The sequence below is a fragment of the Ancylomarina salipaludis genome (assembly GCF_004122035.1).
In the GTDB taxonomy this organism is placed as follows: domain Bacteria; phylum Bacteroidota; class Bacteroidia; order Bacteroidales; family Marinifilaceae; genus Ancylomarina; species Ancylomarina salipaludis.
In genome coordinates, this window is the sequence record NZ_SAXA01000006.1 from 101444 (window position 1) to 127918 (window position 26475).

21 protein-coding genes are annotated in these 26475 nt (G+C 38.3%); 4 read left to right on the forward strand and 17 right to left on the reverse strand.

Features of this window, described 5'->3' with window-relative positions; translation table 11 throughout:
• Positions 1 to 22: 22 nt before the first annotated feature.
• The 7 genes from kamC to EO244_RS08200 all read right to left on the reverse strand — a co-directional run bounded on the left by kamC (position 23) and on the right by EO244_RS08200 (position 6920).
• On the reverse strand, positions 23 to 1471 hold the full coding sequence (kamC, locus tag EO244_RS08170; RefSeq protein WP_129254177.1) for a lysine 5,6-aminomutase reactivase ATPase KamC: 1449 nt from the start codon (positions 1469 to 1471) through the stop codon (positions 23 to 25).
• Positions 1471 to 2487 (reverse strand): lysine 5,6-aminomutase reactivase subunit KamB, encoded by a 1017-nt coding sequence (kamB, locus tag EO244_RS08175; protein WP_129254178.1) that lies wholly within the window; start codon positions 2485 to 2487, stop codon positions 1471 to 1473. The genes kamC and kamB overlap by 1 nt, the downstream gene beginning before the upstream one ends.
• Positions 2475 to 3737 (reverse strand): lysine 2,3-aminomutase, encoded by a 1263-nt coding sequence (gene kamA / locus EO244_RS08180; RefSeq protein WP_129254179.1) that lies wholly within the window; start codon positions 3735 to 3737, stop codon positions 2475 to 2477. The genes kamB and kamA overlap by 13 nt, the downstream gene beginning before the upstream one ends.
• Positions 3738 to 3844: 107 nt before the next feature.
• Positions 3845 to 4879: an L-erythro-3,5-diaminohexanoate dehydrogenase gene (gene kdd / locus EO244_RS08185; RefSeq protein ID WP_129254180.1), complete on the reverse strand. Its 1035-nt coding sequence runs from the start codon at positions 4877 to 4879 to the stop codon at positions 3845 to 3847.
• 10 nt (positions 4880 to 4889) lie between these two features.
• Positions 4890 to 5714, reverse strand: coding sequence for a 3-keto-5-aminohexanoate cleavage enzyme (gene kce, locus EO244_RS08190; protein ID WP_129254181.1), 825 nt, complete (start codon positions 5712 to 5714; stop codon positions 4890 to 4892).
• A 99-nt stretch (positions 5715 to 5813) separates the two neighbouring features.
• A complete protein-coding gene (gene kal / locus EO244_RS08195) occupies positions 5814 to 6197 on the reverse strand; it encodes a 3-aminobutyryl-CoA ammonia lyase (RefSeq protein ID WP_129254182.1) in 384 nt (127 codons plus the stop codon).
• A 72-nt stretch (positions 6198 to 6269) separates the two neighbouring features.
• On the reverse strand, positions 6270 to 6920 hold the full coding sequence (locus tag EO244_RS08200) for a CoA transferase subunit A (RefSeq protein ID WP_129254183.1): 651 nt from the start codon (positions 6918 to 6920) through the stop codon (positions 6270 to 6272).
• A gap of 496 nt (positions 6921 to 7416) precedes the next feature.
• Here EO244_RS08200 and EO244_RS08205 point away from each other — a divergent pair, with 496 nt between their 5' ends.
• Positions 7417 to 10431 carry a glycosyltransferase family 117 protein gene (locus tag EO244_RS08205; protein ID WP_129254184.1) on the forward strand — a complete coding sequence of 1005 codons (3015 nt, stop codon included), beginning with the start codon at positions 7417 to 7419 and terminating at the stop codon, positions 10429 to 10431.
• Between the two features lie 50 nt (positions 10432 to 10481).
• Here the strand turns inward: EO244_RS08205 and EO244_RS08210 are convergent, their stop codons facing one another.
• The 4 genes from EO244_RS08210 to EO244_RS08225 all read right to left on the reverse strand — a co-directional run bounded on the left by EO244_RS08210 (position 10482) and on the right by EO244_RS08225 (position 16712).
• Positions 10482 to 11828 (reverse strand): TolC family protein, encoded by a 1347-nt coding sequence (locus EO244_RS08210; RefSeq protein WP_129254185.1) that lies wholly within the window; start codon positions 11826 to 11828, stop codon positions 10482 to 10484.
• Positions 11829 to 11890: 62 nt separating this feature from the next.
• Positions 11891 to 14923, reverse strand: coding sequence for an efflux RND transporter permease subunit (locus tag EO244_RS08215; RefSeq protein WP_129254186.1), 3033 nt, complete (start codon positions 14921 to 14923; stop codon positions 11891 to 11893).
• The gene (locus EO244_RS08220) at positions 14920 to 15993 is read right to left on the reverse strand and encodes an efflux RND transporter periplasmic adaptor subunit (RefSeq protein ID WP_129254187.1); all 1074 of its coding nucleotides are present in this window, start codon (positions 15991 to 15993) and stop codon (positions 14920 to 14922) included. Before EO244_RS08220 ends, EO244_RS08215 begins: the two co-directional genes overlap by 4 nt.
• Positions 15994 to 16103: 110 nt before the next feature.
• The gene (locus tag EO244_RS08225) at positions 16104 to 16712 is read right to left on the reverse strand and encodes a TetR/AcrR family transcriptional regulator (protein ID WP_129254188.1); all 609 of its coding nucleotides are present in this window, start codon (positions 16710 to 16712) and stop codon (positions 16104 to 16106) included.
• A gap of 234 nt (positions 16713 to 16946) precedes the next feature.
• Here EO244_RS08225 and EO244_RS08230 point away from each other — a divergent pair, with 234 nt between their 5' ends.
• Together EO244_RS08230 and EO244_RS08235 are read left to right on the forward strand one after the other, a co-directional pair.
• Positions 16947 to 17558, forward strand: a complete 612-nt coding sequence (locus EO244_RS08230; RefSeq protein ID WP_129254189.1) for a polysaccharide deacetylase family protein — start codon at positions 16947 to 16949, stop codon at positions 17556 to 17558.
• Between the two features lie 133 nt (positions 17559 to 17691).
• Positions 17692 to 19635, forward strand: a complete 1944-nt coding sequence (locus EO244_RS08235; RefSeq protein WP_129254190.1) for a carboxypeptidase-like regulatory domain-containing protein — start codon at positions 17692 to 17694, stop codon at positions 19633 to 19635.
• A 71-nt stretch (positions 19636 to 19706) separates the two neighbouring features.
• On the opposite strand, the gene prfB is transcribed toward EO244_RS08235, so the two are convergent.
• The 6 genes from prfB to EO244_RS08265 form a co-directional block, all read right to left on the reverse strand.
• Positions 19707 to 20811 (reverse strand): peptide chain release factor 2 gene (gene prfB / locus EO244_RS08240; protein WP_129254191.1). Its coding sequence is split into 2 segments (ribosomal slippage): positions 19707 to 20747 and positions 20749 to 20811, totalling 1104 coding nucleotides; the frame shifts between segments, so codons are not numbered across the junction.
• A 126-nt stretch (positions 20812 to 20937) separates the two neighbouring features.
• Positions 20938 to 21108 (reverse strand): membrane protein insertion efficiency factor YidD, encoded by a 171-nt coding sequence (gene yidD, locus EO244_RS08245; RefSeq protein ID WP_262707916.1) that lies wholly within the window; start codon positions 21106 to 21108, stop codon positions 20938 to 20940.
• A 10-nt stretch (positions 21109 to 21118) separates the two neighbouring features.
• Positions 21119 to 21565: a ribonuclease P protein component gene (locus tag EO244_RS08250; protein WP_129254193.1), complete on the reverse strand. Its 447-nt coding sequence runs from the start codon at positions 21563 to 21565 to the stop codon at positions 21119 to 21121.
• A gap of 149 nt (positions 21566 to 21714) precedes the next feature.
• Complete coding sequence (locus tag EO244_RS08255) at positions 21715 to 22473, reverse strand: uroporphyrinogen-III synthase (protein ID WP_129254194.1); 759 nt, start codon at positions 22471 to 22473, stop codon at positions 21715 to 21717.
• A 44-nt stretch (positions 22474 to 22517) separates the two neighbouring features.
• Complete coding sequence (locus EO244_RS08260) at positions 22518 to 23456, reverse strand: DUF4271 domain-containing protein (RefSeq protein WP_129254195.1); 939 nt, start codon at positions 23454 to 23456, stop codon at positions 22518 to 22520.
• A gap of 223 nt (positions 23457 to 23679) precedes the next feature.
• Positions 23680 to 24531, reverse strand: coding sequence for an MBL fold metallo-hydrolase (locus EO244_RS08265; RefSeq protein ID WP_206734520.1), 852 nt, complete (start codon positions 24529 to 24531; stop codon positions 23680 to 23682).
• Between the two features lie 325 nt (positions 24532 to 24856).
• Here EO244_RS08265 and EO244_RS08270 point away from each other — a divergent pair, with 325 nt between their 5' ends.
• A complete protein-coding gene (locus EO244_RS08270; protein WP_129254196.1) occupies positions 24857 to 26221 on the forward strand; it encodes a UDP-N-acetylmuramate--L-alanine ligase in 1365 nt (454 codons plus the stop codon).
• The last annotated feature ends 254 nt before the right edge of the window (positions 26222 to 26475 follow it).

The following is a 26475-nucleotide window of genomic DNA, read 5'->3' on the forward strand; positions in this document are numbered from 1 at the left end:
TTCTGTTTTCTTTTCTCTAAAATCAAGCTTCACAGCTTTGATTTTCACGACAGAAAATACTGTCGGGTTTAAGCAAATTTTTATTCGCCTTCGCTATAATTTGTTGGTTTATTCCTAAAATTCCGGCGATACGTAGTGCTTCATGCGGCACACTTGAGGCATCGTCTTCAATCAGGGAATAATCCATATAATCGTTTATATTATTTTTATTTATCTCACCAGACTTAAAGTCTTTATCCAAGCCTTTCACTCTCAATTTTCGACAACGGGAATCCAATCCGCTGTAGTGAGTCGTAATCACCGACTGGGTTTGATTCTCATTAAAAATTTCTGCCACAGCATTCACAATCGCACGTCCCTCTGTTGGATTCGTTGTTCTGGCCAATTCATCTACAAGAATTAAAACATTCTCCTTTTTAATAGATGCTTCCACCATCTCGTTAATCTTCACCATTTCGGATGCAAAAGACGACAAGCCATTTTGTTCGGACTGATCATCCCCAACCGAAACCAAAATCCTGTCAACTAAAGCAATACGAGCCGATTGTGCCGGCACAAAAAAACCAAATTGCAAAAGATATTGGCAAAGGGCTAAGGTTTTTAAAATAACTGTTTTTCCAGCCATATTCGCACCTGTTATAAAACAAACAGATTGATTTAAAGCGATGTCAATGGCTTGAAACTTTCTTTTTGATAATGCTAATGTTTCCTTTATTTGCGGATGAAACATGCCCTTATATTCTGTCGTTGAATCGCTAAGTCGGGCTCTGGTGAAACCTAAATTCTCAGCAAGCAGGGCTTTAGCCACAATCACATCAAGGTGTGCAATTTGATTCAAGGCTTTTTCCAAGTCTGTTGCATAAGGATACAGCCTCTCACAAACCTGTGCTCTGACATCAGCCTCAATTGCTTCAGCCTGGCAAAGTAAATCATCTAAAGGTTGTCCATCCCCTGTTTCAGGATCTGCTTTTATCGCCGCCTTTAATTCTTTAATTTCTTTTCGAACTGTTGCAAGCTCATCTGAATAGGAATCATATATATAAAAAGATGGAATTCTATTATTTTCAGGATCCAGAATTGAGATCATAGGATTCAAGTCCGGAATCTCCATCAATGTGCTTTCAAACTCATTTTGAAGCTTAAGTATCTCATCAGAGACCAATGCGAAAGATTTGATCTCGAAAAGCTCAATATCATCCAAAACCAAATTGGCTTTCATGTTTTTAACGCTTCCCTTGATGTCTCGCACCTGCATCAGTTTGGTCTGAATTTTACTGATCAGACCTGCCTTTTTTCCACTTAAAATAGAATAAGCACGAGTCACCAAATCAAGCTCACGATTGATCTCCTCTGCCTGATAAAGCATAGGCATATCAAGTAAGTAGCGCTTTCCCAAACCGGATTGCAGCTGCATACTCTCCACCAAATGTTGAAGACCTTTTACCTGAGGTATGGCAGTTCGTAATTTCATCAATTCTTATTCAATTTTCTCACATCATAAACAGGCAATTTCAGTTTCTCTTCCATTGCTTGTTTTAACTCATCCGAATTCAGACAATAACCATCGGGTGATACCGGATTGATGCAAACCGCTATCAGCTTGGTTTTCTGGAGCACCTTAATGCGTCCTCCACGCTTAATAAAAGCATAATATGTTTCAGGCGAGGCAAAAATTCTCGTAAAGTCCCGAACAATAATTTCAATTTCTTTAATCTGTTTTTGAACCCTTAAAAAGTTTAAAAACTTATCGGTAATCGCCCCGTTAACAAAGATCCGATTGCCTTTTGTAAATAGCTTATCTTTTGCCTTCTCAATCAGTAAAACCGATTCTATTTCCAAGTCGACAAGTTCATCACGATCTGAGATAGCCCAAATACCTTTTTGAATAGGCAATAAGCACTCTTTTAATTCGTCTTCTACGGCCTCCAAATTGATGAGATCGTAGATGTAGTTGGTTTTATAAACCAATTGCGGGATATTAGCCGAAAGAGCTGCACCTGTAGCCAAAATCATGGCATCGGTTACTGCTGGCGACCCCAAACTTTTCCGTGACAAAGCTCCGTCAACCAGAGTCAAATCGACATCAAAGTTTCTCATCTGAGAAATCAGATCTTTGATAGCCGCATTATTGGCCGGACCTGAAATCATCACCTTATCGCTTGATTTTGCTCTTGCCGTTACCAAACGTCCCAAAGAGGTCGTTTGTGTACTGACATCCAAAACTTCAGCAATCAGATTTTTCTTGTGATAATGCAATTCAGAAGTCACAAAAATCATCCCTTCATAAACCTCAATTTCAGGCTTATGTGTTTGAGTCACTATGTCGGTATTCTCTCCATCAACACCAATCGAAGTAAGAGCAATTTGTTTAGTGCTGCCGCTCAATCGCGACAGCACATAATTCAAACACTCGGTTTTCCCGGTATTTTTTTCAAGTCCAACTATAGACAGACTTTTGTATTTCTCTATTTCCTTTATGAAAGGCATTCAGTTTTTTTATTTCTCTCTTTACGTTGTAACAGAGATGGCTCAATTGCCAATCGACTACCTTCAAGCAGAGATGCAACGCCCTCAGGTTGTTTGTGATCAGAACATTCCGGACAATGGCAATTTTCTGTATAACCTTTAGGTTCGGTATACGTTGTAATTACCCCCTCGAAGTTACGCAAAATCACTTTAGTAGGACTCTGAGAAACCACATACTGAGGCATTACCGGAATCTTTCCACCTCCACCTGGAGCATCTACTACGAAAGTTGGAACTGCAAATCCGGAGGTATGACCACGAAGACTCTCAATAATCTCGATACCCTTAGAAACAGGTGTTCTAAAGTGCTCAAGTCCCATTGATAGGTCACATTGGTAAATGTAATAAGGACGAATACGGTTCATTACCAAGTTGTGAACCAACTTTTTCATCACGTGTACACAATCGTTAACTCCTTTCAATAATACCGATTGGTTACCCAAAGGCACACCTGCATCAGCCAAACGAGCTACAGCCTGCTTCGCTTCAGGAGTCATCTCATTAGAGTGATTAAAATGCGTGTTTACCCAAACCGGATGGTATTTCTTAAGCATGTTTACCAAACCTTCGGTAATACGCTGTGGCAATACAACTGGTGTACGTGTACCGATACGAATAATCTCAACATGAGGAATAGCACGTAATGAGCTGATAATGTATTCCAATTTATCATCACCAATCAATAATGCATCACCACCAGAAAGAACAACGTCACGAACCTGAGGTGTATTTTTGATATACTCAATAGCTTTCTCGATATTGTCTTGTGGCGTAGACGCATCAGATTGTCCAGCAAAACGACGACGGGTACAGTGACGACAATACATTGAACACATATCAGTGATCAGGAATAATACACGATCCGGATAACGGTGAGTTAATCCTGGAACCGGAGAATCCTCATCCTCATGCAATGGATCCAAAAGATCGGCATCAGCATGGTGAACTTCCAAACCTGTAGGAATAGCCTGCTTACGAACCGGACATTCCGGATTGTTTACATCTACAAGAGATAAATAGTAAGGTGTAATGGCCATACGCAATGTAGCCAACGACTTTTTAACTCCTTCTTCTTCATCAGCAGTTAGATTGATGTACTTTTTTAGATCTTCCAGAGTTTCAATACGGTTTCTTACCTGCCATCTCCAGTCATTCCACTGCTCGTCTGTAACCTCAGGAAACATTTCCTTACGTCCCTTATTTTCAATCATCATATTTTGTTTTAGTATCAAGATTTAGAATCAAGTATCAAGGAGGAATTCTCTGTGTATCAAAAATTAAGTCTTGATACTCGATACTCTTATCTTAATTCTATAATCTACACGTATAATTTTTCAAATAACTCTCTAATTCCAGCTGATTCTCTAATGATTTCAAGTGTTAGATCAGCATGCCCCATTGCATAACCGTTTCCAACGATCATATCAACATCTTTACCTACACCTTCGGCACCCAAAGCTGCCTTAGAGAAAGAAGTTGCCATAGAGAAGAAATACACACAACCACGATCTTTAGTGATTAGGATTGATGACATTTCAGTAGAAGCAACATTCACATTGTTGATTACCACATCACAACCTTGTTCACCAGTAATTGCAGTTACTCTTGTGTAAACATCCATCACATCAGTTGCATCGCCAACAATTACATCAGTAGCCAAACCAAGATCCTTAATACGTTTTGCATTCTCTTCAGAATACTCAACCACGATTACTTTTCCTTTAGGTCCTACTTTTTTCATTGCCTGATAACAGCAAAGTACACCTGATTTTCCACCACCACCGATGATGCAAACGGTATCGCCTTCCTGAACCAAACGATCAACCTGAGCAGGAGCACCAGCTACATCAAGAGCAGCTAAAGCCAATTTCTCTGGTAAATCAGATGGAAGAACAGCATATAAACCTGAAGCAAACAAAATTGCCTGAGCATCAACGTCAACCTGATCGTTTGATAAGTTGATATTCTTGATTTTATTAATTTTAAGTGGTGTCAATGATAAAGAAACCAAAGTCGCTACTTTATCTCCAACTTTAAGATCCTGATTTGGGAAATTCGGTCCAACTTCCTTAACGGTTCCGATCAACATTCCACCAGAACCCGTAACAGGATTTTGCATCTTCCCACGGCTATCTACGATAGACAGAATCATCTCTTCCATCTTAGCGGTATCCGCATCACAAGCCCCTTTTACCTGAGTAAAACTTGCCGAATCAATGTTTAATGTTTCAACATCGATTAAAACCTCGTTGTCATAAATTGACATGGTATTGTCCAACTTTTGAGCTGGCTGTGGAAGCGTTCCTTTTGGCTCAAGAACTCTATGAGTTCCGTATTTGTTTCCTACTTTCATTCTATATTAATTATCTTGCTTTTAAACCTAAAATTTCTCTTGCTTCTGCTGGTGTAGCAATTTCGCGACCTAACTCATTAGCCAAACGAACCACTTTTTCAACCAACTGACCATTCGATTCAGCCACAACGCCTCTCGAAATCATAGTATTGTCCTCGAACCCAACACGAACGTGACCACCATCGATAATGGCAGCTGCAGCCAATGGGAATTCGAAACGGCCAATACCCGCAACGGTATAAGTTGCATCAGCAGGAATACTGCCACGCATGAATACAAAATCGCGAAGTGTACCAGAGATTCCACCATTAACACCCATCACAAAATCAAAGTGCATAGGCGATTTGATAAAACCTTTTTTACCCAAACGCAAAGCCATGTCAATCATCGATTTATCGAAAACTTCCAACTCAGGTTTAATCCCTCTTTCAATCATTTTCTCACCGAAATACTTGATTGTATTTTCAGTATTCTCAAAAATCTCATCACCTCCAAAATTCAATGTGCCACAGTCAAGTGTAGCCATTTCCGGATTCAACTCGGTTGGCTGAAGTCTTTCATCGTTGGTCATCCCAACAGCACCACCTGTTGATGGCTGAATAATAACATCAGGATATTGAGCATGAATGGCATCCATAACCAATTTGAAACGGTTTTTATCTTGCGTTGGAGTTCCATCATCTTCACGAACGTGAAGGTGGATGATACTAGCACCTGCTTCGATAGCTGATCCGGCTTCGCGAACACACTCTTCAACTGTATATGGAACAGCAGGATTGTGCTCTTTTGTTACTTCGGCGCCACAAATAGCGGCGGTGATAATTAACTTTTCCATGGCTTAAGTATTTTAAAATATGAGTCTAAAGTGAAAAAAATAGTTAGTCGGCATTTCTTTTGGTCAACACTTCAGACTCATATTATATAGAATCAAATATTATTTACGCTGATTTGCTTTTGGAGTCACACAAGTTCCCACTGCACGACAAGTCACGATAGGCTCTTCAAGCACATCACATGCTGAATCAGAAATATCTGTTCTTGGAACGATAACCTTACGAGCTTCAAATTTCATTTTACGGCTAGAGTTACCTTCTTTAATGATCTCACCAACAGCCTCAATATAATCGCCTGCATAAACCGGAGCCAAGAATTCAACGCTTTCGTAGCCTGCAAACAAACCTTCATCGCCATCACGACGAATCAACAATTCAGTTGCTACATCGCCAAAAAGCTGAAGCATTTTTGCACCATCAACCAGGTTTCCACCATAATGTGCATCGTGTGAACTCATACGTACTCTAATAATTGCCTGTTCCATAATAGTATAGTGTTAGTATTTTATATTTTCTGAATTAAAATAGGAAGTCTGAAAACTTCTATCAAAATCGAGTTAGTTTGCTCTTACAATAAAGTCAACGTAGATTGAAGGAGTTTTAACTTCCTCAGGTTTAAACGTTCCAGCCTCTACAATTTCTTCCGGCTCAACAATAACCAAATCCCCGGCTGTCGCCATTATTGGATTAAAATTTTGAGAGGTACCACGGTAAGTTAGGTTTCCGTGTGTATCACTCACACTTGCGCCAATTAAAGCAACATCAGCCTTTAAAGGTTTTTCAAGGATAAATTCCTTACCATCAACTGTAATAATGTCTTTCCCTTCAGCAACCATGGTTCCTAATCCGGTTGGTGTCAATACACCACCTAATCCGGCTCCACCTGCACGAACACGTTCAGCTAAAGTTCCCTGAGGACTAAATTCAACGATTAATTCACCATTATTCATTTGCTCAATTGAAGCTGAATTGGCTCCCACATAAGAAGTGATAACCTTGTCAACTTGCTTATTTGCGATCAATTTTCCTAAACCTTTATCGGCAAAAGCAGTATCGTTACAAATGATTGTTAAATTTTTAACATTCGAGGCTACAATACCATCAACCATTTGGTTGGCAGTTCCAACCGATAAAAAGCCGCCAATCATGATAGTCATACCATCTTTAATCTTGGCAACAGCCTCTTCAAATGAAATTATCTTGTTCATTACAGGATTCGTTTTAAATTAATTGCAAAGCATTTCTTAACAGTCATTTACACCTATAAAATGTAAATTCTAACAGCAAATATAATCTTATTTTCCATGCCTGAAAAGGCTTACAGATCTGCGCACTAGCCTCTCTTATTCGGAATAATTCTAACTTAGCCCAATTGCTTAAAGTCATTCTAAATAGTCCCGAAAACCTTTTCGAAATCCGTATTAAAAACAAACTCTATGTTAATATATAAACACAACGCTTCATATTTCACACTGCTGTATTTTAAAACAGCAACCATTTACCTGCTTAATAACATGGCGAGCAAAGAAAAAAAAGTCCAACGAACCTAAATTTAGATTCATTCTTAAATACAATCCATGTCTATCCACCTATTTTTCAGTCCAAGAGACTGCCTGTTCATTTTTACAATTTTTCACATAATCATGATAAGTGCTTCATAATTATTTCCCTAAATTCGTTGACATAATTTCAACTCATCTTCACATGTCAAAATTTCAAAAATTCAATATAATTGGTGGCTGGCTCATTTTTGCGGTTTCAGCTCTTGTTTACCTTCTTACGCTTGAACCTTCAGTCAGTTTTTGGGACTGTGGCGAATTCATTACGGCAGCCTATAAATTAGAAATCGCCCACCCTCCGGGAGCTCCTGTTTTTATGCTATTAGGCCGATTTTTTTCACTTTTTGCATCAGACAAATCTCAGGTTGCATTGATGCTAAACAGCCTGTCTGCTCTTGCATCAGCCTTTACAATTATGTTTTTGTTTTGGAGCATTATGCACATGGCACGCAAACTGGTTAAATCAAAACAGGAACAATACAGTTTGTCCGAAACGGGTAAAACTCTAAGTGCAGGTGTCATTGGTGCTTTGGCTTATGCCTTCTCAGATACTTTTTGGTTTTCTGCCGTAGAAGCTGAAGTTTATGCACTTTCATCACTGTTCACAGCGGTCGTTTTTTGGGCTATTCTCAAGTGGGAAAGTGAGGCTGATTCGCCACATGCCAACCGATGGTTGATCTTAATCGCTTACCTGATGGGCCTATCTATTGGGGTTCACCTATTAAATCTTCTGGCTATTCCAGCCATTGTGATTCTCTATTATTTCAAAAAATATCCAATAACCCCAAAAGGAATTCTCATTGCCTTATCTGCTGCCATACTCATATTAGCCAGTATGATGTATCTGATTATTCCAGGAATTGTTAAAATTGGAATCTGGTTCGAATTTGCCTTTGTCAACGGGCTTTCTCTACCCTTTAATTCGGGCCTGATGTTCTACCTAATCCTCTTATTTGCTGGACTAATTCTTGCTATTCGATACAGTATCAAGCATCAGAAAGTGCTGTTAAATATTGGGCTTACTGTTATCAGTGTCATTCTAATTGGTTATTCATCGTACAGCTTAATCATGATTCGGGCTGCTGCAAATCCTGCTTTAAATCAGAACAATCCCGAAGACGTTTTCTCGCTTCTCTCCTATCTCAATCGCGAGCAATATGGTTCAAACCCTCTGATTTATGGCCAGTATTTCAATGCTCCTATTGATGAAGAGAATCCAACTCGGGTGGATAAAAAAATCTACATTAAAAAAGATGGAAAATATGTACTTTCGTATGAACTTGAACGCAACAATTTTAGCTCATCCTACAAGACTATCTTTCCAAGAATGTATACCAAAGGCATGTCAGGACGTGCTCCAATGGAATATGCCAAATGGACGGGACTCAATCCCAAACAAAAGGAAAAACCCAGCTTTATCCAGAATCTGAACTTTTTCTTCTCCTATCAAATTAACCACATGTATATCCGTTATTTCATGTGGAATTTTGCCGGACGACAAAATGATGTGCAATCCTATGGCGACAAAACAAACGGAGCCTGGATTTCGGGAATACCCTTTATCGACAATCTCAGGTTAGGCGACCAGTCGCTTCGTTCCGATGATATGAAATCGAATAAAGCCCACAACACCTACTATTTTCTGCCCTTGATTCTGGGCCTTTTAGGCATGCTTTATCAATACAGAAAAAATAAGAAGGGGAAAAAAGATTTTTATGTCGTTCTGCTGCTATTCCTATTTACGGGTCTGGCGATAGTGGTTTACTTAAATCAACCCCCTTTACAGCCCCGTGAACGCGATTACGCCTACGCCGGATCGTTTTATGCTTTTGCCATTTGGATTGGGTTAGGTGTTTTAGCCGTGATCAATGGCCTGGAAAAATACATGAGTCCCAAACTCAGCCTCATTCTGGCTTCATCTCTATGTTTTCTGGCTGTTCCGGCTTTGCTCGCTCAGCAGAATTGGGATGATCATGATCGATCTGATCGCTACTTTGCTCACGATTTGGCCTACAATTATCTGAATTCGTGCGCTCCCAATGCGATTTTATTTACCATGGGTGATAACGACACCTTCCCGCTTTGGTATTTGCAAGAAGTTGAGGGCATCAGAACCGACGTTCGGGTTTGCAACCTAAGTTATCTTTCTACAGATTGGTATATCGATCAAATGAAGCGAGACAATTACGATTCTAAAAGCTTGCCTATTTCGATGAAGAAAGAGAAATACCTGATGGGGAATCGCGATGTCATTTACCTTGTGGATGATCCCCGATTTGAAGCCTGGGTTGAAAAAAATAAGGGCCTGAATCTTAAAGATGCCTTAGAGTACGTACTTTCTGATAAAGAAAGTACAAAAACAATTTATGGCTACGATCAGAAAATCGATTACATTCCTGCTCGAAAATTCAGAATGCCGATAGATAAACAACAGGTTTTGTCAACGCATACAGTCGCCTTGAAAGATTCAACTGATATCGTCACCCAAATGGAATGGAAACTGGATCAAAATGCCATTGAAAAAGCAGGTTTAGCGCTTTACGATCTGATTTTGACCAATAATTGGGAACGTCCCATTTACTTCTCACAAACCGTCCCTAAATCGGGTTATTATGGCCTTCAGGACTACTTCCAACTGGAAGGTCTGGCTTATCGATTAATCCCAATTAAAGCAAAGGATACAGAAATTAATTTGGGACAAATTGACAGCGATATTTTATACCAAAATATGATGGAGAAATTCAAATGGGGCAACATCAATCAAGAAGAGATTTATGTCGATGAAAACATCCAACGCATGTGCCTGAATCTAAGAAATAACTTTTTAAACTTATCGAATGCATTAATCGCTGAAAACAAAAAAGAGAAAGCTCTGGAAGTTCTGGATAAAAGCAGAGAAATATTACCCAATGAACTAAGTCCTTATGACTACATCGCCTTGCTGATGGCTGAAAACTATCTGAAACTTGGGAAAGAGCAAATTGCCATGGAAATGATGGCGAAAATTCAGCCGCGATTAAATCAGGAAATTACCTATTATGAGAGTTTAAAACCTACCAGTTTATCCGAATTTGTTCGCTCAGCAAGACGAAATCATGCTTTGATTCAGGAGATGAATCGAATTATCGATTTATACAAAAACGAAGGGAATGAACAATAGTTCGGTATAAAAACAAAGTCGGAATGTTAATACATTCCGACTTTGATTTTTTAGATCTGATCTAACTCACCAATCGCTTTCAGATAAACTGAATACTTTTGCTGACAAGCAATTTTTGCATCAATAAAATTACTGTAAGACTTTTGCCACGAAACTTGTGCATCTAGCACCTGAGTAACAGAAGCCACTCCCACATTGAAATTATTGCGGGTGACATCCAAATTCTCTTCAGCTTGTTCCAATGAGGTCTCCATAAAACTCATCTTCGAAATCGCTTCCTTTAGAGCATATAAAGATTGTTGGACATCAAGGGCAATTAAATCTTTATTCTTCTCCAATTCCAAAACAGCCTGCTCGTGCTGCATTTTACTGCGTTTCACGGCTTGTCTTTTCTCGCCCCAGTGCAGAACCGGAATTTTAACCATTGCTGTCGCATTCCATGATTTCTCCCCCTCATCAACACCAAAATGATTGGGGTTCCCATAATAGCCATTCACGCCAACATTCAAACTTGGTAATTGATCAGCTCGGGTCATTTTAACCCCCAACTCCCTCATATCAACAGCAAGCTGACTCATCTTTAACTCAGGGCGTTGTGCCAAAGCTTTTTTATGTGCCACTTCAAAATCAGGAAGAGTGGCTTTATTCACCACAGAATCCTCTAATAGCACCTTCTCCCAAAGAGGTAATCCAATCAAACGATTAAGAGACATATTGGCCAAATCGAATCCATTTTCAGCTTCAATATTCGCTAAAGTCACGTGATTCAGATTCACCTGAGCCTGTAGTACATCATTCTTAGTTGCCAGTCCAACTTCATAAAAGTTGTTGATGTCCTTCTTAAATTCTTCAAGGAATTTAATACTCTCACGGGTCAAAATCAGTTTTTCCTTCAGAGAAACAATCGTCCAATAGGTATCATCAGTTGTCAATAAAAGATCAGATTGCTCCAATCGCAAATTCTCTTTTGAAAGATCGACTTGCTTTTGGCTGAGCTTATTCAGATTTCTTAATTTTCCTCCCATATAGATGGGCTGAATCAAAGACAAATTCAATTTATACAAATTTTCCGGGGCTTCGTAAAGTTGACCTCCGGGAAAAAGCACCCCACTTGGACTGAAATCCACTTTGGGTAATTCAAAAGCCGGCATCTGAATCACCTGAGGATCTCCCAAGCGAGTCAATGAGGCCGAAAAATCGAGCTTCGGCAATAAATTGGTTTTATTCGATTTCAGTTGACTCTCGTAAATGGCAACATTAATTGCTGCATTTCTCACATCCTGATTGTGTTCTTTTGCCAGTGTTCTGCATTTATCCAAGCTCAAAACCTCCTGTGAGATTGATGGCTTTGTCATGCAAATAGCAAGCAGAACTACTAATATTATCTTATATCGCATTGTATTATCAATTTTAATGTAGATGTGAAACAATACATCTCACATCTATCGCTTATATCCTATTAGTCAACAATCTTAATTTTGTAGAACAAACAAAAGAACAAAGGCACTACAAATAAGGTTAAGATGGTTGCGAAAAGCAATCCAAACATGATGGTCGCTGCCATCGATCCGTACATGGCGTCGTTGATCAATGGAATCATCCCCAAAATAGTTGTTAGGGCTGCCATCATAACCGGGCGCATTCTTGAAACAGCAGACTCAACCACAGCTTCAAGCGGCGACTTATCCACAATCAAAACATTAACCTGATCGATCAGAACGACCGCATTTTTTATCACCATTCCCAATAGTCCCAGAAAACCAACTATAGCCATAAATCCGAAAGCCTTGTCGAATACAAAAAGTCCATTGGCCACACCAATAAACGAAAGGGGCAACATCAGGAATATGATCAGAGTTTGACGGAACGAATTGAAAAGAATCACAATAATGATCATCATCAGGATAATTGCCAATGGAAGAAAGGCACCCACATTCTCATTCCCCTCGACTTGTTTTCTGTGCTCACCATCCCACATCATATAGTAGCCTTCAGGCAGAGGAATCGCTTCAATCTTATCCTTCAGTTTGGCCAACAACTGATCCCCGGTTACATCGGAGCTTATAGGGTCGCACTGTGCTGTAATAGAACGGCGACGGTTGTAACGACGAATCACCGGATCTTCCCATCCCATTTGCGATCCATCCAAAACCTGATCGAGTATGGTAGAAGTCGGACCACCACCCCAAACAGGTAAGTATTGCAGCTGATTGTTTTGATCATGCGTATCGTCCACCATTTTAAGTAGAATACTCTGCGCACGCTCCCCATCATAAAAGCGACCAACTACGGCACCATCATTAGCCGTTTGCAATGCAATCGACATTTGCTGACGGGTTACATTGGCACGTCGGCCTTTTTCCTGATTGTAAACAGGTTCCCAGGTCATCACCTTTTGTCTCCAGTCGTCTCTGACATTGATCGCCAATTTTTCCTGACGCATGATGTCTTTGGCCTGATCGGCTAAATTGTGTAAAACTTCAGGATCGGGTCCCATAAATCGGGCTTCAACCTTAAACTCCAACGGAGGCCCACCCAGCAAAAGTTTTGAATGCTCATTGGCTGCCGGATAATTCTCTTTGATATAGCTATCAATCTTCTTTCTAACCCCATCCAAATTGTCAAATTCATCGGTTCTGACCAGTAGTTGAGCATAAGACGAATTGTTTTTGACCACTTCAGCCATCAGGATATAACGCGGTAAAGACTCACCAATTGCAGCAGTCACACTGGTCACATGCTCTAAGCCCATTACATATTTCTCAATCTCTTTAATATCAGCTTCGACCTTTTGAATATCGGTTCCTTCGGGCAACCAGTAATTCACAGTCACCAATGGCTTGGTCAGTTCAACAAAGAAAGGCTTCTTCACTTTGCTAAAAACCATTAAACTACCAATCAGAATAAGCAAAATAACAGTCAATGAAATATAACGATGACGCAAAACCTTCATCAATAGCCTCTCAAATATTTTATAGCCCTTTCCGGAAAAAGGTTCTTTATCCTTGGAATTTTTACTCACCTTGAGAAAAACATCACTAAAAAGAACATTTTGAGTCACAGCAAAAAGCCAGCTCAAACCAAGTGAAATTGCCAAAACCTGGAACATCGATTTACAAATTTCACCCACACTCCCCGGAGCCAGGAAAATTGGCAAGAAAGCCAGAATGGCAATCAAAGTCGCCCCAAACAAAGGCCAGATGGTTGACTCAGCTCCCATTAAAGCTGATTTTCGTCTGGAATGCCCTCTTTGCAGAGCAACCAGTGCCCCATCGGTCACAACAATGGCATTATCAACCAACATCCCCATTGCCACAATAATAGCGGCCAGAGAAGTTCGCTGAAGAGCAATGTCTCCAGCCAGCATCACGATAAAAGTTGCTAAGATTGTTAAGATCAATCCACTTCCAATCAGTAAACCCGATCGCAATCCCATAAACAAAAGAAGAATCACAACAACAATGGTTACCGATTCAGCTAGATTTGTCATAAACAGCCTATTGGATTCGGCCACTTCATCTGATTGAAAATAGACCTTTTCGATGTTCAAGCCAATTGGCAATTGCGCATTTAGTGCTTCCAGACGCTTGTCGATATCTTCACCAACATCCATCACATTCACGCCCCACGACATGGCTACACCTATACCAATAGCTTCTTTTCCATTAAAACGCATCAGGTTTTTTACAGGTTCCTGGTAGGACTCTTTAATCTCGGCAATATCTTTCAGTTTAATTTGCTGCTTGCTGTAATCCTGAATCACAAGATCACCCACTTCGTCAACCGTTTTAAAGCAGCTTCTGTCCCGAATCTTAATTCGCTGACCATCTACATCAATCTGACCATTATCCCATCTGGAATTCAAATCGTTTAAAATACCGATGACCTGGCCGGGATTAATCCCAAAACTTGCCATTCTGGAACTCAACAAATTGATCTCAATACTTTCTGTTTTGGTTCCGAATAGTTTAACCTTTGCCACACCTTTTACGGTCAGAAGCTCACGTTTCAACATGGCAGAATAATCGTGCAACTCCGCATACGAATAATCGTCGCCTGAAAGCGAAAGAAAAACACCAAATACATCACCAAAATCATCCAAAACCATCGGATAAGCAGTACGAGGCAAATGGATTCTACAATCATTCACTTTTCGTCTCAAATCATCCCAAATTTGAGGCATTTCCGCAGTTTTCTTGTTTCCTTTTATCTCAACAGTAACAATAGACAAACCTTCTTTCGACTCCGATTCAATAAAATCAAGCCCTTGAGTCGCCTGCACCGCTTGCTCAATCACATCGGTAACTTCGAGCTCAACTTCATGTGGCGAAGCTCCCTTATAAGATGTTACAACCAGTGCTGTTTTCAGCGTAAACTCCGCATCTTCAAGTTTTGCGAGCTTTGTGTAGGAAAAGACGCCTCCAACAAGACTAAAGAAAACGGCAACCCAAATAACAACCCTATTGTTTACCGAATACTTTGCAATATTCATAATAAGCCTCCTATGTTTGAGTTAGTCTTTTCTGTCAACAATTTCACAGCTTGTTTGTCGATTAAGAAAGTGGCACCTGCGATAACAACTTGTTCACCTTCGTTAAGTCCCTTGCGTACCAAAATTTTATCGTTGGCCAATAAACGAATCACATCAACCTCGCGCTGATTCACCACCTTATCCTTAGGATTGTAAACCCAAACAATACTTTTCCCTTTATAGTTAACAACCGAATTCACCGGAAGTTCAAAACCGGCATCAACACTCTCATCACTGATCTCAATATTTAAACTGGCATTCATACCCGGGCGCAAATTCTTCGCCTCATCCTTGTTTAAATAAACGGTAATCGGATAAACCTGATTATAACCTGCCGTTTTTTTGCTAATCTCCTTAAGTTTAGCGCCAACAATTCGGGTTTTGCCATTTTTTATCGTACAACTAAACGATTTAAAACGATCAGAATGACTGGCTATGCTCTCAGGAACCCCAGCTTTTACTTCAAGAACCGACACATCAAGCAGGGTTAAAATTGGATAACCCGCTGCAACCTTTTCGTAGTTTTCAACCAATTTCGCTTGAACGTAACCATCAAAAGGAGCAAATAATTTGGTGTCATTTAAGGCATTCTTCACCTTATTATAATTCGATTCAGCCACTGCTGCTGCAACTTCAACTTTTTCTTTCGTACTCTCAGGTACCGATTGCTTTTCATACAATTCCTGATAACGTTTGGCATCCTGCTTAGCATGTTCCCAGTTGGTTTTTGCAGCCTCCAGACTAACCTGGAAGTCTCGTGGATCAATTTGAGCCAACAAATCCCCTTTTTTCACAAACATGCCTTCTTTTACATTAAGCTGAACCAAAGGACCTGGAACTCTAAAAGCCAATTTCACCTCGCGCGATTCCTGAACTTTCCCAGGGAAGGTATGTGTTGTCGTGTTGTTTCTACTCTCAACGGTCATCACCTTAACTGGTCGTACCGGCTTTTCCACTGCCGTTTTAGGCTTACATCCCCAAAGAAGTCCGGATAGTAATAAGCCAGTTCCTAATAGTCGTATTGCTGTCATTAAATTCTGATTTAAATATTTTAATTTATAAAATCCATTTAATTAAACGTTTGTTTAATTTGTATTTCCAAAAAAAACACACAATAATCATTGCGGTTTACTTATTCATTCTAATTTGACTTCCCCAACTGTAAATCCAGATAATCCTGAACAAAAAGATGTAAATATCTTCGGATCTCATTAGTGTTCTGACTTGAAAAACTGGTATTTCCAAGTGCAATATCCATTGCCCTAGGGGTTGACAAGGCTTTATTAACCATTCCCATCACCATTACAGGCAACATCCTGCAAATATCATCATCCAAATCAGGTTTACAAGCTTTTATACAATTGTAGATATAATCGTTGCTTCTCGATATTATAGCCAGGATAAGATCGACAATAGTCTGATTTCGATTCAATGATAATTCAGTACCAAAAACATAGCTCACCAAATCATGATCAACAAAATGATCCACATAAGTTCGAAACAACAGAGATATTCTCTCGCGAGGTTCCAAATCAAGATCCTTAATGTGCTTTGTCTTTTCCTGCATTTTATTTGACGTTTGATTAATTAAATCAACCAAAACGCCTTCCTTCGATTTAAAATAATAGGAAATCATCGCAATATTCACCCCCGCCGCCTTAGCAATCTGTCTAACACTAGTCCCATCGAAACCATTCTTAACAAATAATTGCGCCGAGGCATTCAAAATTTTACTTCTGCTATCTTCCATTATTTCTAAATTTGCCTCAAAGTTAAACGATTGTTTAATTCCTGCAAAAGAATTTTTAAAATTTTAGTTATTGCATCTAAATCACTCAATATAAAGAAACTAATCAAGCCAATAACGATCCTCATTATCCCCCAATAGATAATGAAAAATGAAACTCATCAATTTCTAAACCAATCTCAATTTGGTATTACAAGCAAGTGCATTACTTTTGAGGGGCTCAAATAAAAAATTATTATGCGATTTGTCGGCGTACCACAGCTTTTAAAAAAACTCTTCCCACGTCTCATTTGGGACTACAATACGGGGGATAAAATTGTTTATATCACCTTTGATGACGGGCCTATTCCTGAGTCTACACCTTGGACATTAAAACTTCTTAGGGATAAAAACGTGAAAGCAACGTTCTTTTGTGTGGGCGATAATGTAAGAAAATACCCTGAAATCTATCAGCAAATTTTGAATGAAGGGCATGCCGTTGGCAATCACACCCACAACCACTTAAGAGGTTTTACAAATCAAACCCAAAGCTATGTTGATAATGTGAGATTGGCGGGTCAATACATCAATTCCAAACTCTTTCGCCCTCCTTACGGCATGATTAAACGCTCACAGGCCAGGCAACTTTTAAAAGACTATAAAATCATCATGTGGGATGTTTTAAGTCAGGATTATCGTCAAGATATCAGTCCTGAGTCGTGTTATAAGGCTGTTCTTAAAAACATAAAGCCCGGTTCCATTATTCTTTTCCACAATCATATTAAATCAGAGAAAAATATGCGTTATGCCCTCCCTCGCTTGATCGATGAACTGAAGAAACAGGGGTATATGTTTGGCATATGTAAATAACTCAAATTCAACAGTCTTTAAATACTACTAAGAGTGGTCTATAAACTTGACAGACTTGACATATAAAAACACTTTGTTTTTAATCTATCTTCAAAAAAAATATTGAACCTTAATCTGTAGTATTTCATCAAGCATGAACAAATTATATCTAATTAGAATCTTCATATTTTGTCTGTTTTTTTCAAATAAAATATCTGCTCAAAGTACAATCTCTGGTAAAATTTCCGACGAAACCCAGCAAGCCTTACCCGGAAGTAGCATTTATATCAAGGATAGTTATATTGGCACAGTCAGTAATAGCCAAGGTACTTTTAAGATAAATATCCCCCAAAAGTACCAATACGGCAAGCTCTGTATTAGCAGTATAGGCTATCAAACGCAGGAATTCGACCTTAATAAAATAAAAGCATCTCTACAGGTAAAACTACAACAAGATACAGCTCAATTAAATGAAGTGATTGTGATGCCTAAAGATACACTGCTAGCATTACTGCGCCGGGCATACGGCAAAATCAAAGATAATTATTCTGATGTTGATACCCGTATGAAAGGTTTTTATAGAGAAACCTATTATGAGCCGAATAAAGGGGAGTATTTGTATTTTGGAGAAGCCATTCTTGACATATTTAAGACAACTTATTCAAATACCACAAAAGGACAAGTTAAGCTTGTAGAGAGTCGGATGAATAAACACCCCTTATACGAAAATTACAGTTCGGTAATGTGGTATGGCGGTATACATTTACCTTTAAATTCCGATAATGTTAAATATCGAGCTTCTTATTTATCACCCAATGATTTTAAGAAGTATGACTACACCATCTATAAAGATAAATTAGACGACAAGCCTACATATCGAATAGAATTCAAACCTAAAGAGAATCAAAAAGCTAGATACCAAGGTAAATTTTATTTAGACACAGTCACATTAGCATATCTATACAGTGAATGTACATATACTGAGTATGGTATTGAAAAACGAAATAAGTACTTAGGTACACATTCGTTACAAGTAAAACAAAGAACAATTTTGTTAAAGTACAAACACTGGAATGAAAAATATTACCTTTCTTATATCTCTGATAAAGAAAAACTTTTCAACAAAAAAACTCAATCTAACTTAATCCAATTCAATGAGTTCCTTACAACTAATATAAATATTGAAGATGCCCAGCCTATTCCATTCACTGAACAATCAGAATATAGAGATGTGTTTTATTTAAAATCTAAAGACATTCAGGAATCAAATTGGCAAAATCAAACACTCATTCAAGCTGATAGTTCGTTAAATAAACTGATTGAATATAGCCCAAACAGGGCTGACCTTTTACTTCACAAAAAACACAATCTTCCAAAGGGGTGTCAGTTTAAACAAAAACTGACAAAAATTCTAACCAACATTTACACTGACATTTACATAGAGACCAAATCTAGTCAATCTTTAACCTCAGGAAACATCATCTACTCCCCTTCATCTGAGACCGTTTTTAATAAATCAATCCGTAATACTAATCAACAAGAATTCTCTTTGGGGATAAAAATGGGCTACAAATTAAATGCTCATCTTGATATCAACTATAATTGGCAAGAGGCTATTGGCAAAAATATATCTGACTTAGAATCATTGGGTTTTGCATACGAAACTCCAATCATCAACAGAGGAAATCAATTGCTGTTGATGTGTGGTGTCAATTATTTCTTTTCTCAGGATGGACATCATATTGGGGATTTTAAATCTGAAACGAACTTTAAAGCTGGAGGAAAAAAGTTTAATGCTGATAAAATCGCTTTATATGTTGGACAAAAAAAGCAAGGTTTTTCTTTCGATTTAGGACTAAGAACTAAACTGAAGAAATTCTATAGCCTCTTTATTACGGGAAGTTATCAATTCAACTTACGGGAACAAGATCGTTTGTTTATTCAAGAAAAATCAGGTTTCTTTCTAACTCGTAAAAAAACTAATATTTCATTAAAGGATTCCTCAATCGAATATTTCGAGGATGGCCTACAAACATCAAAAACAAGTTTTGACACTGATAAATTTTATTTAAAAGTAGGTATCAGAGTTATGCTCTAGAATGAAATCTCCCAATAAAAAAAGCAGAAACTCCTAAGTCTCTGCTCTTTTATTATTTATATCAACTAAGTTTATTGGTCGTCTTTACTCTCTCCTCCAAATTCCATCAAATAGGCTTTTATAAAACCATCCAAATCACCATCAAGTACAGCTTGTACATTAGAGGTTTCGTGTCCTGTACGGACATCTTTCACCATTTTGTAGGGTTGCATCACATAAGAGCGAATTTGAGATCCCCACTCTATCTTTTTCTTAGTGCCTTCAATCTTATCCAGCTCTTCCTGACGCTTACGCAATTCCAGCTCGTAAAGCTGCGATTTAAGCAGTCGTAAAGCGTTCTCTCTATTTCCCAATTGCGAACGCGTCTCGGTGTTCTCTATGATGATGCCAGTGGGTGCATGTCGCAATCGAACTCCGGTCTCCACCTTATTCACATTCTGACCTCCTGCCCCTCCCGATCGGAATGTATCCCAGGAAATATCAGCAGGGTTAATTTGAATATCAATCGTATCATCAATAGCCGGATAAACATAGACCGAGGCAAAGGTTGTCATTCGCTTATTGGCCGCATTAAAGGGTGACAAACGCACCAAACGATGCACACCTGTCTCCGATTTTAAAAATCCGTAAGCAAAATCACCTTCAAATTCCAGGGTAGCTGATTTAATTCCAGCCTCATCGCCTTCCTGATATTCCAGTTGTCGAACCTTGTAACCATTGGCTTCGCCGTAACGCAAATACATGCGATAAAGCATGCCTGCCCAATCCAAACTTTCGGTCCCACCTGCTCCGGAATTAATTTTTAGGATGGCTCCCAACTGATCTTCTTCTTTACGAAGCATATTCTTCAACTCCAACTCTTCGAGCAATTTCTTTGTTAGAGCATATTGTGCATCGACTTCTTCAGGAGAGGCTTCTCCCTCTTTCGCAAATTCGTAAAGTACTTGTAAATCATCTTCTGAGGCTTTCACCTCATCATAGGATTCAAGCCAGGATTTCAGACTTCTAACCTTCTTCATTTGCACCTCAGCCTCCTTAGGATTATCCCAAAAACCAGGTGCCTGAGTGCGCAATTCCTCTTCTTGTATTTGTATTAATTTGGCATCAATGTCAAAGATACCTCCTCAACGCTATCGTGCGCTCCGCTAATTCTTTTAGCTGGTCATTTGTTATCATGTGTATGTTGTTTTATAATCGAAAATCAAAGTTAACAAAATTCATTTGTTATCCCCGATAAGGCGCCATTCATCCCCTCTCTTTTAAAGTGAAAGTATGGGCATGTTAGTGTAAAAAACGATGATTTTATGGCACAGGATCGTGTCCATGTCCGCCCCAGGGATTACAGGACAAAATGCGTTTTATAGCAAGGTAGCTCCCTTTAAACGGACCGTGAGCCTTTAAGGCTTGAATGGCGTAGGTGGAACAAGTCGGTGTGTATCGGCATGCCGAAGGTGTCATGGGTGATATAAACATCTGATAAAACCTAATCGGCAATATCATGACGAATAGAATCGCCTTCTTTAGTATGCTCAACAAACTTGTCATATTCAGGTCCTATACGCCGAAGAGCTTTTACGAGTTTCGTATCCATCTCGGCAGATTTCAGAATTGTTTTAGGCAAATATACAATCATAAACGATATTTGTGCCTCTCTGTCATTCAAATCCTTATAAAGCAGGTGTTTATTCAAACGGTAAATTTCACGAATTCTTCGTTTCAATAAGTTGCGTTTAACTGCCTGCTTAAAACTCCTTTTGGTAACCGTAATGGCAACCTGAGCTGGAAAATCAACATCAAGAGGCGTACTTTTCCACACGATACGAAAAGGATAACACGTAAAGCCTCTGCCTTCGGCAAACAAGCTCGAAATCCGCTTTTTATGACAAAGGCGTTCCTCTTTTGTAAAACTATATCGTATAGAATCGGTCATGTGTGATTGATAAAAGGAGCTTGATGCTTAAATTTACTAAAAAGTATCTATATCAGATAGTGGATTAAGGATATTAAAAAAGGGGAAAGCAACTTTCCCCAATTCCCTTTCAAGAGATCTTCTCAATTCAAAGATCGCCTTTCAATATTTTATTTATCCTTATTCTCCTTATTGAATGCTTTAATATACTGATCCAGAGCCATAGTCATTGATGGAGCCTGTGGCATTGGTGCTTCAATATCAAGACGAAGATTTGCATCTCTTACAGCTTTTGAAGTAGCAGGACCAAATGCAGCTATTACAGTACCATTCTGTTCGAAATCAGGGAAATTCTGCAATAAAGATTTAATTCCTGATGGACTATAAAAAGCAAGAATATCATAATTTACATCAGCCAAATCAGACAAATCACTACTCACTGTCTTGTAAAGAATAGCTTTCGTATATTTAATCTTATTCTTATTCAATAAAGCAGGAATTGACTGCTTATGAATATCTGAAAGAGGTAATAAGAATTTTTCTTTTTTGTGCTTAACGATCGTATCGATTAGATCTTCAAAAACTCTTACACCGAAGAAAATCTTTCTTTTACGGTACACGATATATTTCTGAAGATAAAAAGCCGTTGATTCTGAGATACAAAAGTATTTCATATCATCTGGAATCGTAACACGCATTTCTTCGGCAATTCTAAAGAAATGATCAATCGCTGTTCTACTGGTAAAAATAACTGCAGTATGTTCAAGAATATTGATTCTTTCTTGTCTGAATTCTTTGGCACTGATACCTTCAACTTGAATGAAAGGGCGAAAATCAATTTTTAGGTTGTACTTTTCTGCCAGATCGAAATAAGGCGACTTTTCCGTTTGGGGCTTCGGTTGCGAAACTAATATTGTTTTGATTTTCAAGGCTATAATCTTTAATTAAAACATTATTTTCCACTCTTTGATTACTACCCAACTAATAATTTGTAAATCATTAGCAAAGGGAGTATTTCCAGAGCGCAAAGATACAAAATCATATAAAATATCGAAACATGTTTACGCAATAATATTTTCAGTCCCCTTGCAATTCTCAATACAAAAAAGAAGAAAATCATGAAAAAGCCAATGTTTACGAGCCATTGTACAGCATTAGACTGTACAAAAGGCAATGCAATAATCACAGGAAACAGGAATAATCCAAGGTTTTTATTATATAAAAACACTGTAAAAAGGTATTCTTTACACTCATTTTTCCCTTTGAAGATGTAGCCTAAACTCCTTATTACAATACTTTTCCCAACATACAGAAGAAAAACAGCAAGAAAAATTAAAGCAAATTCTTTAAATCCACTATCCAATCCTGTACCTGAAGCAACATACTTGAGAACATTAACTGCAAATAGTGAAATATTAACAACAAACAAAAGGTTGACAATCATAGAACCTTTCACCATATTGATATTCTTTTCCAGAAATAGATTGTTGGCTGTATGAGAATTAAAAACAGACTCAACAAGTTTCGACAAATACTTACCAAACAAGAACTTAGCCGAAGCAAGTAAAAATAATGAAAACAGAATAATACCTACAAGCCAGTCATTCCCCAATCCAATATTTTGATATCGTGAAATCTCCTTTCCCCCATACTTGGGTGCATGCTGAATAAAAGCCTGTCTTGAGCTATCAGCAATAGCCAGTGAATCCTTTACAAACAAACTTGAATCGCTTACAATCGAATCCGATTTAAGCAGAGTTGATCCCACTGAGAGGGAATCTTTAAACATCGGATTTTTTTGAATCAGCGTATCTGTATTGACAGATTTCTTTAACGAATCCCCAACTCTCGTAGTTGTATCAACACGTTCAGTATATATTTGAATAAAATCAGGGAGAGAATTGGTCTTCATAATTAATAAAAAATCTTACAAAAATTTGTTTTCACAAATATACAGGAATAAAAGAAATCTGAATTAGGAAATACCTGTTAGAATCACTTTTCTTGTGCTAAAACCGATACAAATCAAAGCTCAATGAAACATCCGGTAAAGCACATAATAAGCCCTTGGCTCACAAATCAATATTAATGTAAAATAGGATTTCAATGCATAGGGACTCAAATTGATCCAAAGCTTAAAACAAGCTTTCCAGTTTAAAACTTTCTTTGGGTTTTATTCCACGTGGAGTTTCCTCTAATGAACAACATTCATACTGAATATCGTGCTGAAAAAAGAGAATGTAATTTTTCTCTACGGCTTCCTTTAGGAAGGCTTCTTTTTCCCTGAGAACAACTGTAGGAAACAGATCATAGGCTGCTATCCATTTCAAATTCACATTAGCCAAAGTCGGAATAAAATCCGCCGTAAAAGCAATGGTTTTATCTTCATCATGAACAAGTACGGCCAACAAACCCGTCGTGTGCCCATTAAATTGTCTGACCTCCACATTACGGAAAAGTTCACCATCCTCCTCTACCAGATTTAATTTACCCGCTTCGAATATTGGCATCATGTTTTCCGGGAAATAACTATCTCCTTCACGAACATTAGGATTCAGATAATTCTCCCATTGTGTTTTACTCACCCAATGTGTCGCGTTTGGAAACACTAACTCCAGTTCTTTTGTCCCTGTCTTATAACGAGTCGCACCACCGCAATGATCAAAATGAAGGTGTGTAAAAATCACATCCGTAATATCCTCAAAACCGAAGCCCAATCTGTTGAGTGAAGATTGGAGTGTATCATCTCCCCAAAGATGATAATGGCTGGTGTAAGAGGCAGCCTGCTTGTCTCCTGTTCCATTATCAATTAAAATTCGACGATCACCATCAACAACAAGCATACTTCTCAACGCACAATCACAAAGATTGTTTTCATCGGCTGGATACTTTTTATTCCACATGAATTTGGGAACCACACCAAACATAGCACCACCGTCGCATTTAAAATTCCCGGTTTCTATTGAATAGATTTGCATTTTCTTCATTATTTTTTTCGAATTTGTCAAAGCAAAAAATGCCATAACAAACCGCTTTATAAATCAATATTTAACGATTAATGCTTAAAGTAAGAAAGAAAAAAGAATACTGCCAATCACAAAGGATTTGATTATATTTAACTTTCATTTGTTTTCAGTCAATATTGCTTCTTAATCGCCTGTAATGTTCCTTTAAAACTACGGTTTAAACTTAAAGCAACAGATAACGTGACAACAATAAAAATGCTGAAAATAAGCGTAAAAACACTCTTAAATTAAATTGGTTCGAAAATTTTGATTAATGTTACCATTGATCAAGCTAAAAATATTATCAATGCGCGTACATTTTATTGCTATTGGTGGAGCGGCTATGCACAATCTGGCGCTTGCCTTACACAAAAAAGGATTTAAGGTTTCAGGATCTGATGATGAAATATTTGACCCATCTAAAAGTCGATTGGAAAAATATGGTTTACTCCCTGAAAAATGGGGCTGGTTTCCCGACAAAATCACATCAGATATTGATGCCATCATTCTAGGGATGCATGCCAGGATTGATAACCCAGAGCTTCAAAAAGCGAAAGAAATGGGTTTGAAAATCTACTCATACCCGGAATATATCTATGAACAAACCAAAGACAAAACTCGCGTTGTAATTGGTGGATCACATGGTAAAACAACCACAACATCGATGATTATGCATGTTTTAAAATGCAATCAGATCGACTTTGATTATATGGTTGGAGCGCAAATAGAGGGCTTTGACACCATGGTAAAACTAAGTGAAGATGCTAAAATTGCTGTTTTCGAAGGCGATGAATACCTCGCCTCGCCTATCGATCCGCGTCCAAAATTTCATCTCTATCACCCACATATTGCTCTATTGACAGGTATTGCATGGGATCACATCAATGTCTTTCCAACTTTCGAAAACTACTTAAATCAATTTGAGACTTTCATCAACTTCATCAAGCCCGGTGGTAGCCTCATCTTTTTTGGAGATGATCAGCATTTAGCTAAAATGGTACAAAATAAAAGAGATGATATCTCTTACAAAGCTTACAAATCGCATTCCCACAAAGTGAATAATGGGGTTAGTTCTTTGATTACAAAAGCTGGGGAAATTGAATTGTCAATTTTTGGCGAACACAATCTCCAGAACCTACAAGGTGCCTATCTCATTTGTAAAGAATTGGGCTTAAGTGACCAACAGTTTTACACCTCAATTAAAAGTTTTGGGGGTGCAGCCAAACGTTTACAAACTCTTGCAAAGAGCAAACAAACTATTGTTTACCAAGACTTTGCTCACTCACCGTCAAAACTTGAAGCTACAACCAAAGCTGTGAAAAATCAGTTTCCCGACAGGAAGCTGATTGCCTGTATGGAACTTCACACATTCAGTAGTTTGAAAGAAGAGTTTTTGCCTGAATACCATGGCAGCATGTCATTGGCAGACATAGCCATGGTGTATTTCAACCCCAAGACAGTTGAACACAAAAAATTGAAACCTATCACCATTCAACAGGTTCAAGAAGCTTTTGGCGGCGAGAACTTGAAAGTTTATACTGACTCTCAGGTTTTATTGACGGATTTAATGCAATTGAACTTCGACAAAACAAATCTCCTTCTAATGAGCTCTGGCAACTTTTCTGGTTTAAACCTAAAAGAAGTCGCTGATAAAATAATAGAGAAGGCATAAACAATCCGGATTCTATAGCTTAATTCATAAGGGTGCTAATTAATAGCACCTTTCTTTTTTTCCCTCATCTTATGATTTTCAAAATTCTTTTGATGATCTTATTACAAACAAAGGTATTCCTTCATAATATCAAAACTTGTCAATAAAACTCATTATCTGAATTCAGACAATTTTATAATTCCTAACAGATCAATTATCAGCATCTAAATTTATAAACACCTCAAATATAATCTCTGTATCAGGTCGTTACAAAA

Excerpts from the sequence above, each read along its gene's own strand:
- kamC (WP_129254177.1), bottom strand. The coding sequence starts at position 1,471 with ATGAAATTACGAACTGCCATACCTCAGGTAAAAGGTCTTCAACATTTG.
- kamB (WP_129254178.1), bottom strand. The coding sequence starts at position 2,487 with ATGCCTTTCATAAAGGAAATAGAGAAATACAAAAGTCTGTCTATAGTT.
- kamA (WP_129254179.1), bottom strand. The coding sequence starts at position 3,737 with ATGATTGAAAATAAGGGACGTAAGGAAATGTTTCCTGAGGTTACAGAC.
- kdd (WP_129254180.1), bottom strand. The coding sequence starts at position 4,879 with ATGAAAGTAGGAAACAAATACGGAACTCATAGAGTTCTTGAGCCAAAA.
- kce (WP_129254181.1), bottom strand. The coding sequence starts at position 5,714 with ATGGAAAAGTTAATTATCACCGCCGCTATTTGTGGCGCCGAAGTAACA.
- kal (WP_129254182.1), bottom strand. The coding sequence starts at position 6,197 with ATGGAACAGGCAATTATTAGAGTACGTATGAGTTCACACGATGCACAT.
- EO244_RS08200 (WP_129254183.1), bottom strand. The coding sequence starts at position 6,920 with ATGAACAAGATAATTTCATTTGAAGAGGCTGTTGCCAAGATTAAAGAT.
- EO244_RS08205 (WP_129254184.1), top strand. The coding sequence starts at position 7,417 with ATGTCAAAATTTCAAAAATTCAATATAATTGGTGGCTGGCTCATTTTT.
- EO244_RS08210 (WP_129254185.1), bottom strand. The coding sequence starts at position 11,828 with ATGCGATATAAGATAATATTAGTAGTTCTGCTTGCTATTTGCATGACA.
- EO244_RS08215 (WP_129254186.1), bottom strand. The coding sequence starts at position 14,923 with ATGAATATTGCAAAGTATTCGGTAAACAATAGGGTTGTTATTTGGGTT.
- EO244_RS08220 (WP_129254187.1), bottom strand. The coding sequence starts at position 15,993 with ATGACAGCAATACGACTATTAGGAACTGGCTTATTACTATCCGGACTT.
- EO244_RS08225 (WP_129254188.1), bottom strand. The coding sequence starts at position 16,712 with ATGGAAGATAGCAGAAGTAAAATTTTGAATGCCTCGGCGCAATTATTT.
- EO244_RS08230 (WP_129254189.1), top strand. The coding sequence starts at position 16,947 with ATGCGATTTGTCGGCGTACCACAGCTTTTAAAAAAACTCTTCCCACGT.
- EO244_RS08235 (WP_129254190.1), top strand. The coding sequence starts at position 17,692 with ATGAACAAATTATATCTAATTAGAATCTTCATATTTTGTCTGTTTTTT.
- yidD (WP_262707916.1), bottom strand. The coding sequence starts at position 21,108 with ATGTTTATATCACCCATGACACCTTCGGCATGCCGATACACACCGACT.
- EO244_RS08250 (WP_129254193.1), bottom strand. The coding sequence starts at position 21,565 with ATGACCGATTCTATACGATATAGTTTTACAAAAGAGGAACGCCTTTGT.
- EO244_RS08260 (WP_129254195.1), bottom strand. The coding sequence starts at position 23,456 with ATGAAGACCAATTCTCTCCCTGATTTTATTCAAATATATACTGAACGT.
- EO244_RS08265 (WP_206734520.1), bottom strand. The coding sequence starts at position 24,531 with ATGAAGAAAATGCAAATCTATTCAATAGAAACCGGGAATTTTAAATGC.
- EO244_RS08270 (WP_129254196.1), top strand. The coding sequence starts at position 24,857 with ATGCGCGTACATTTTATTGCTATTGGTGGAGCGGCTATGCACAATCTG.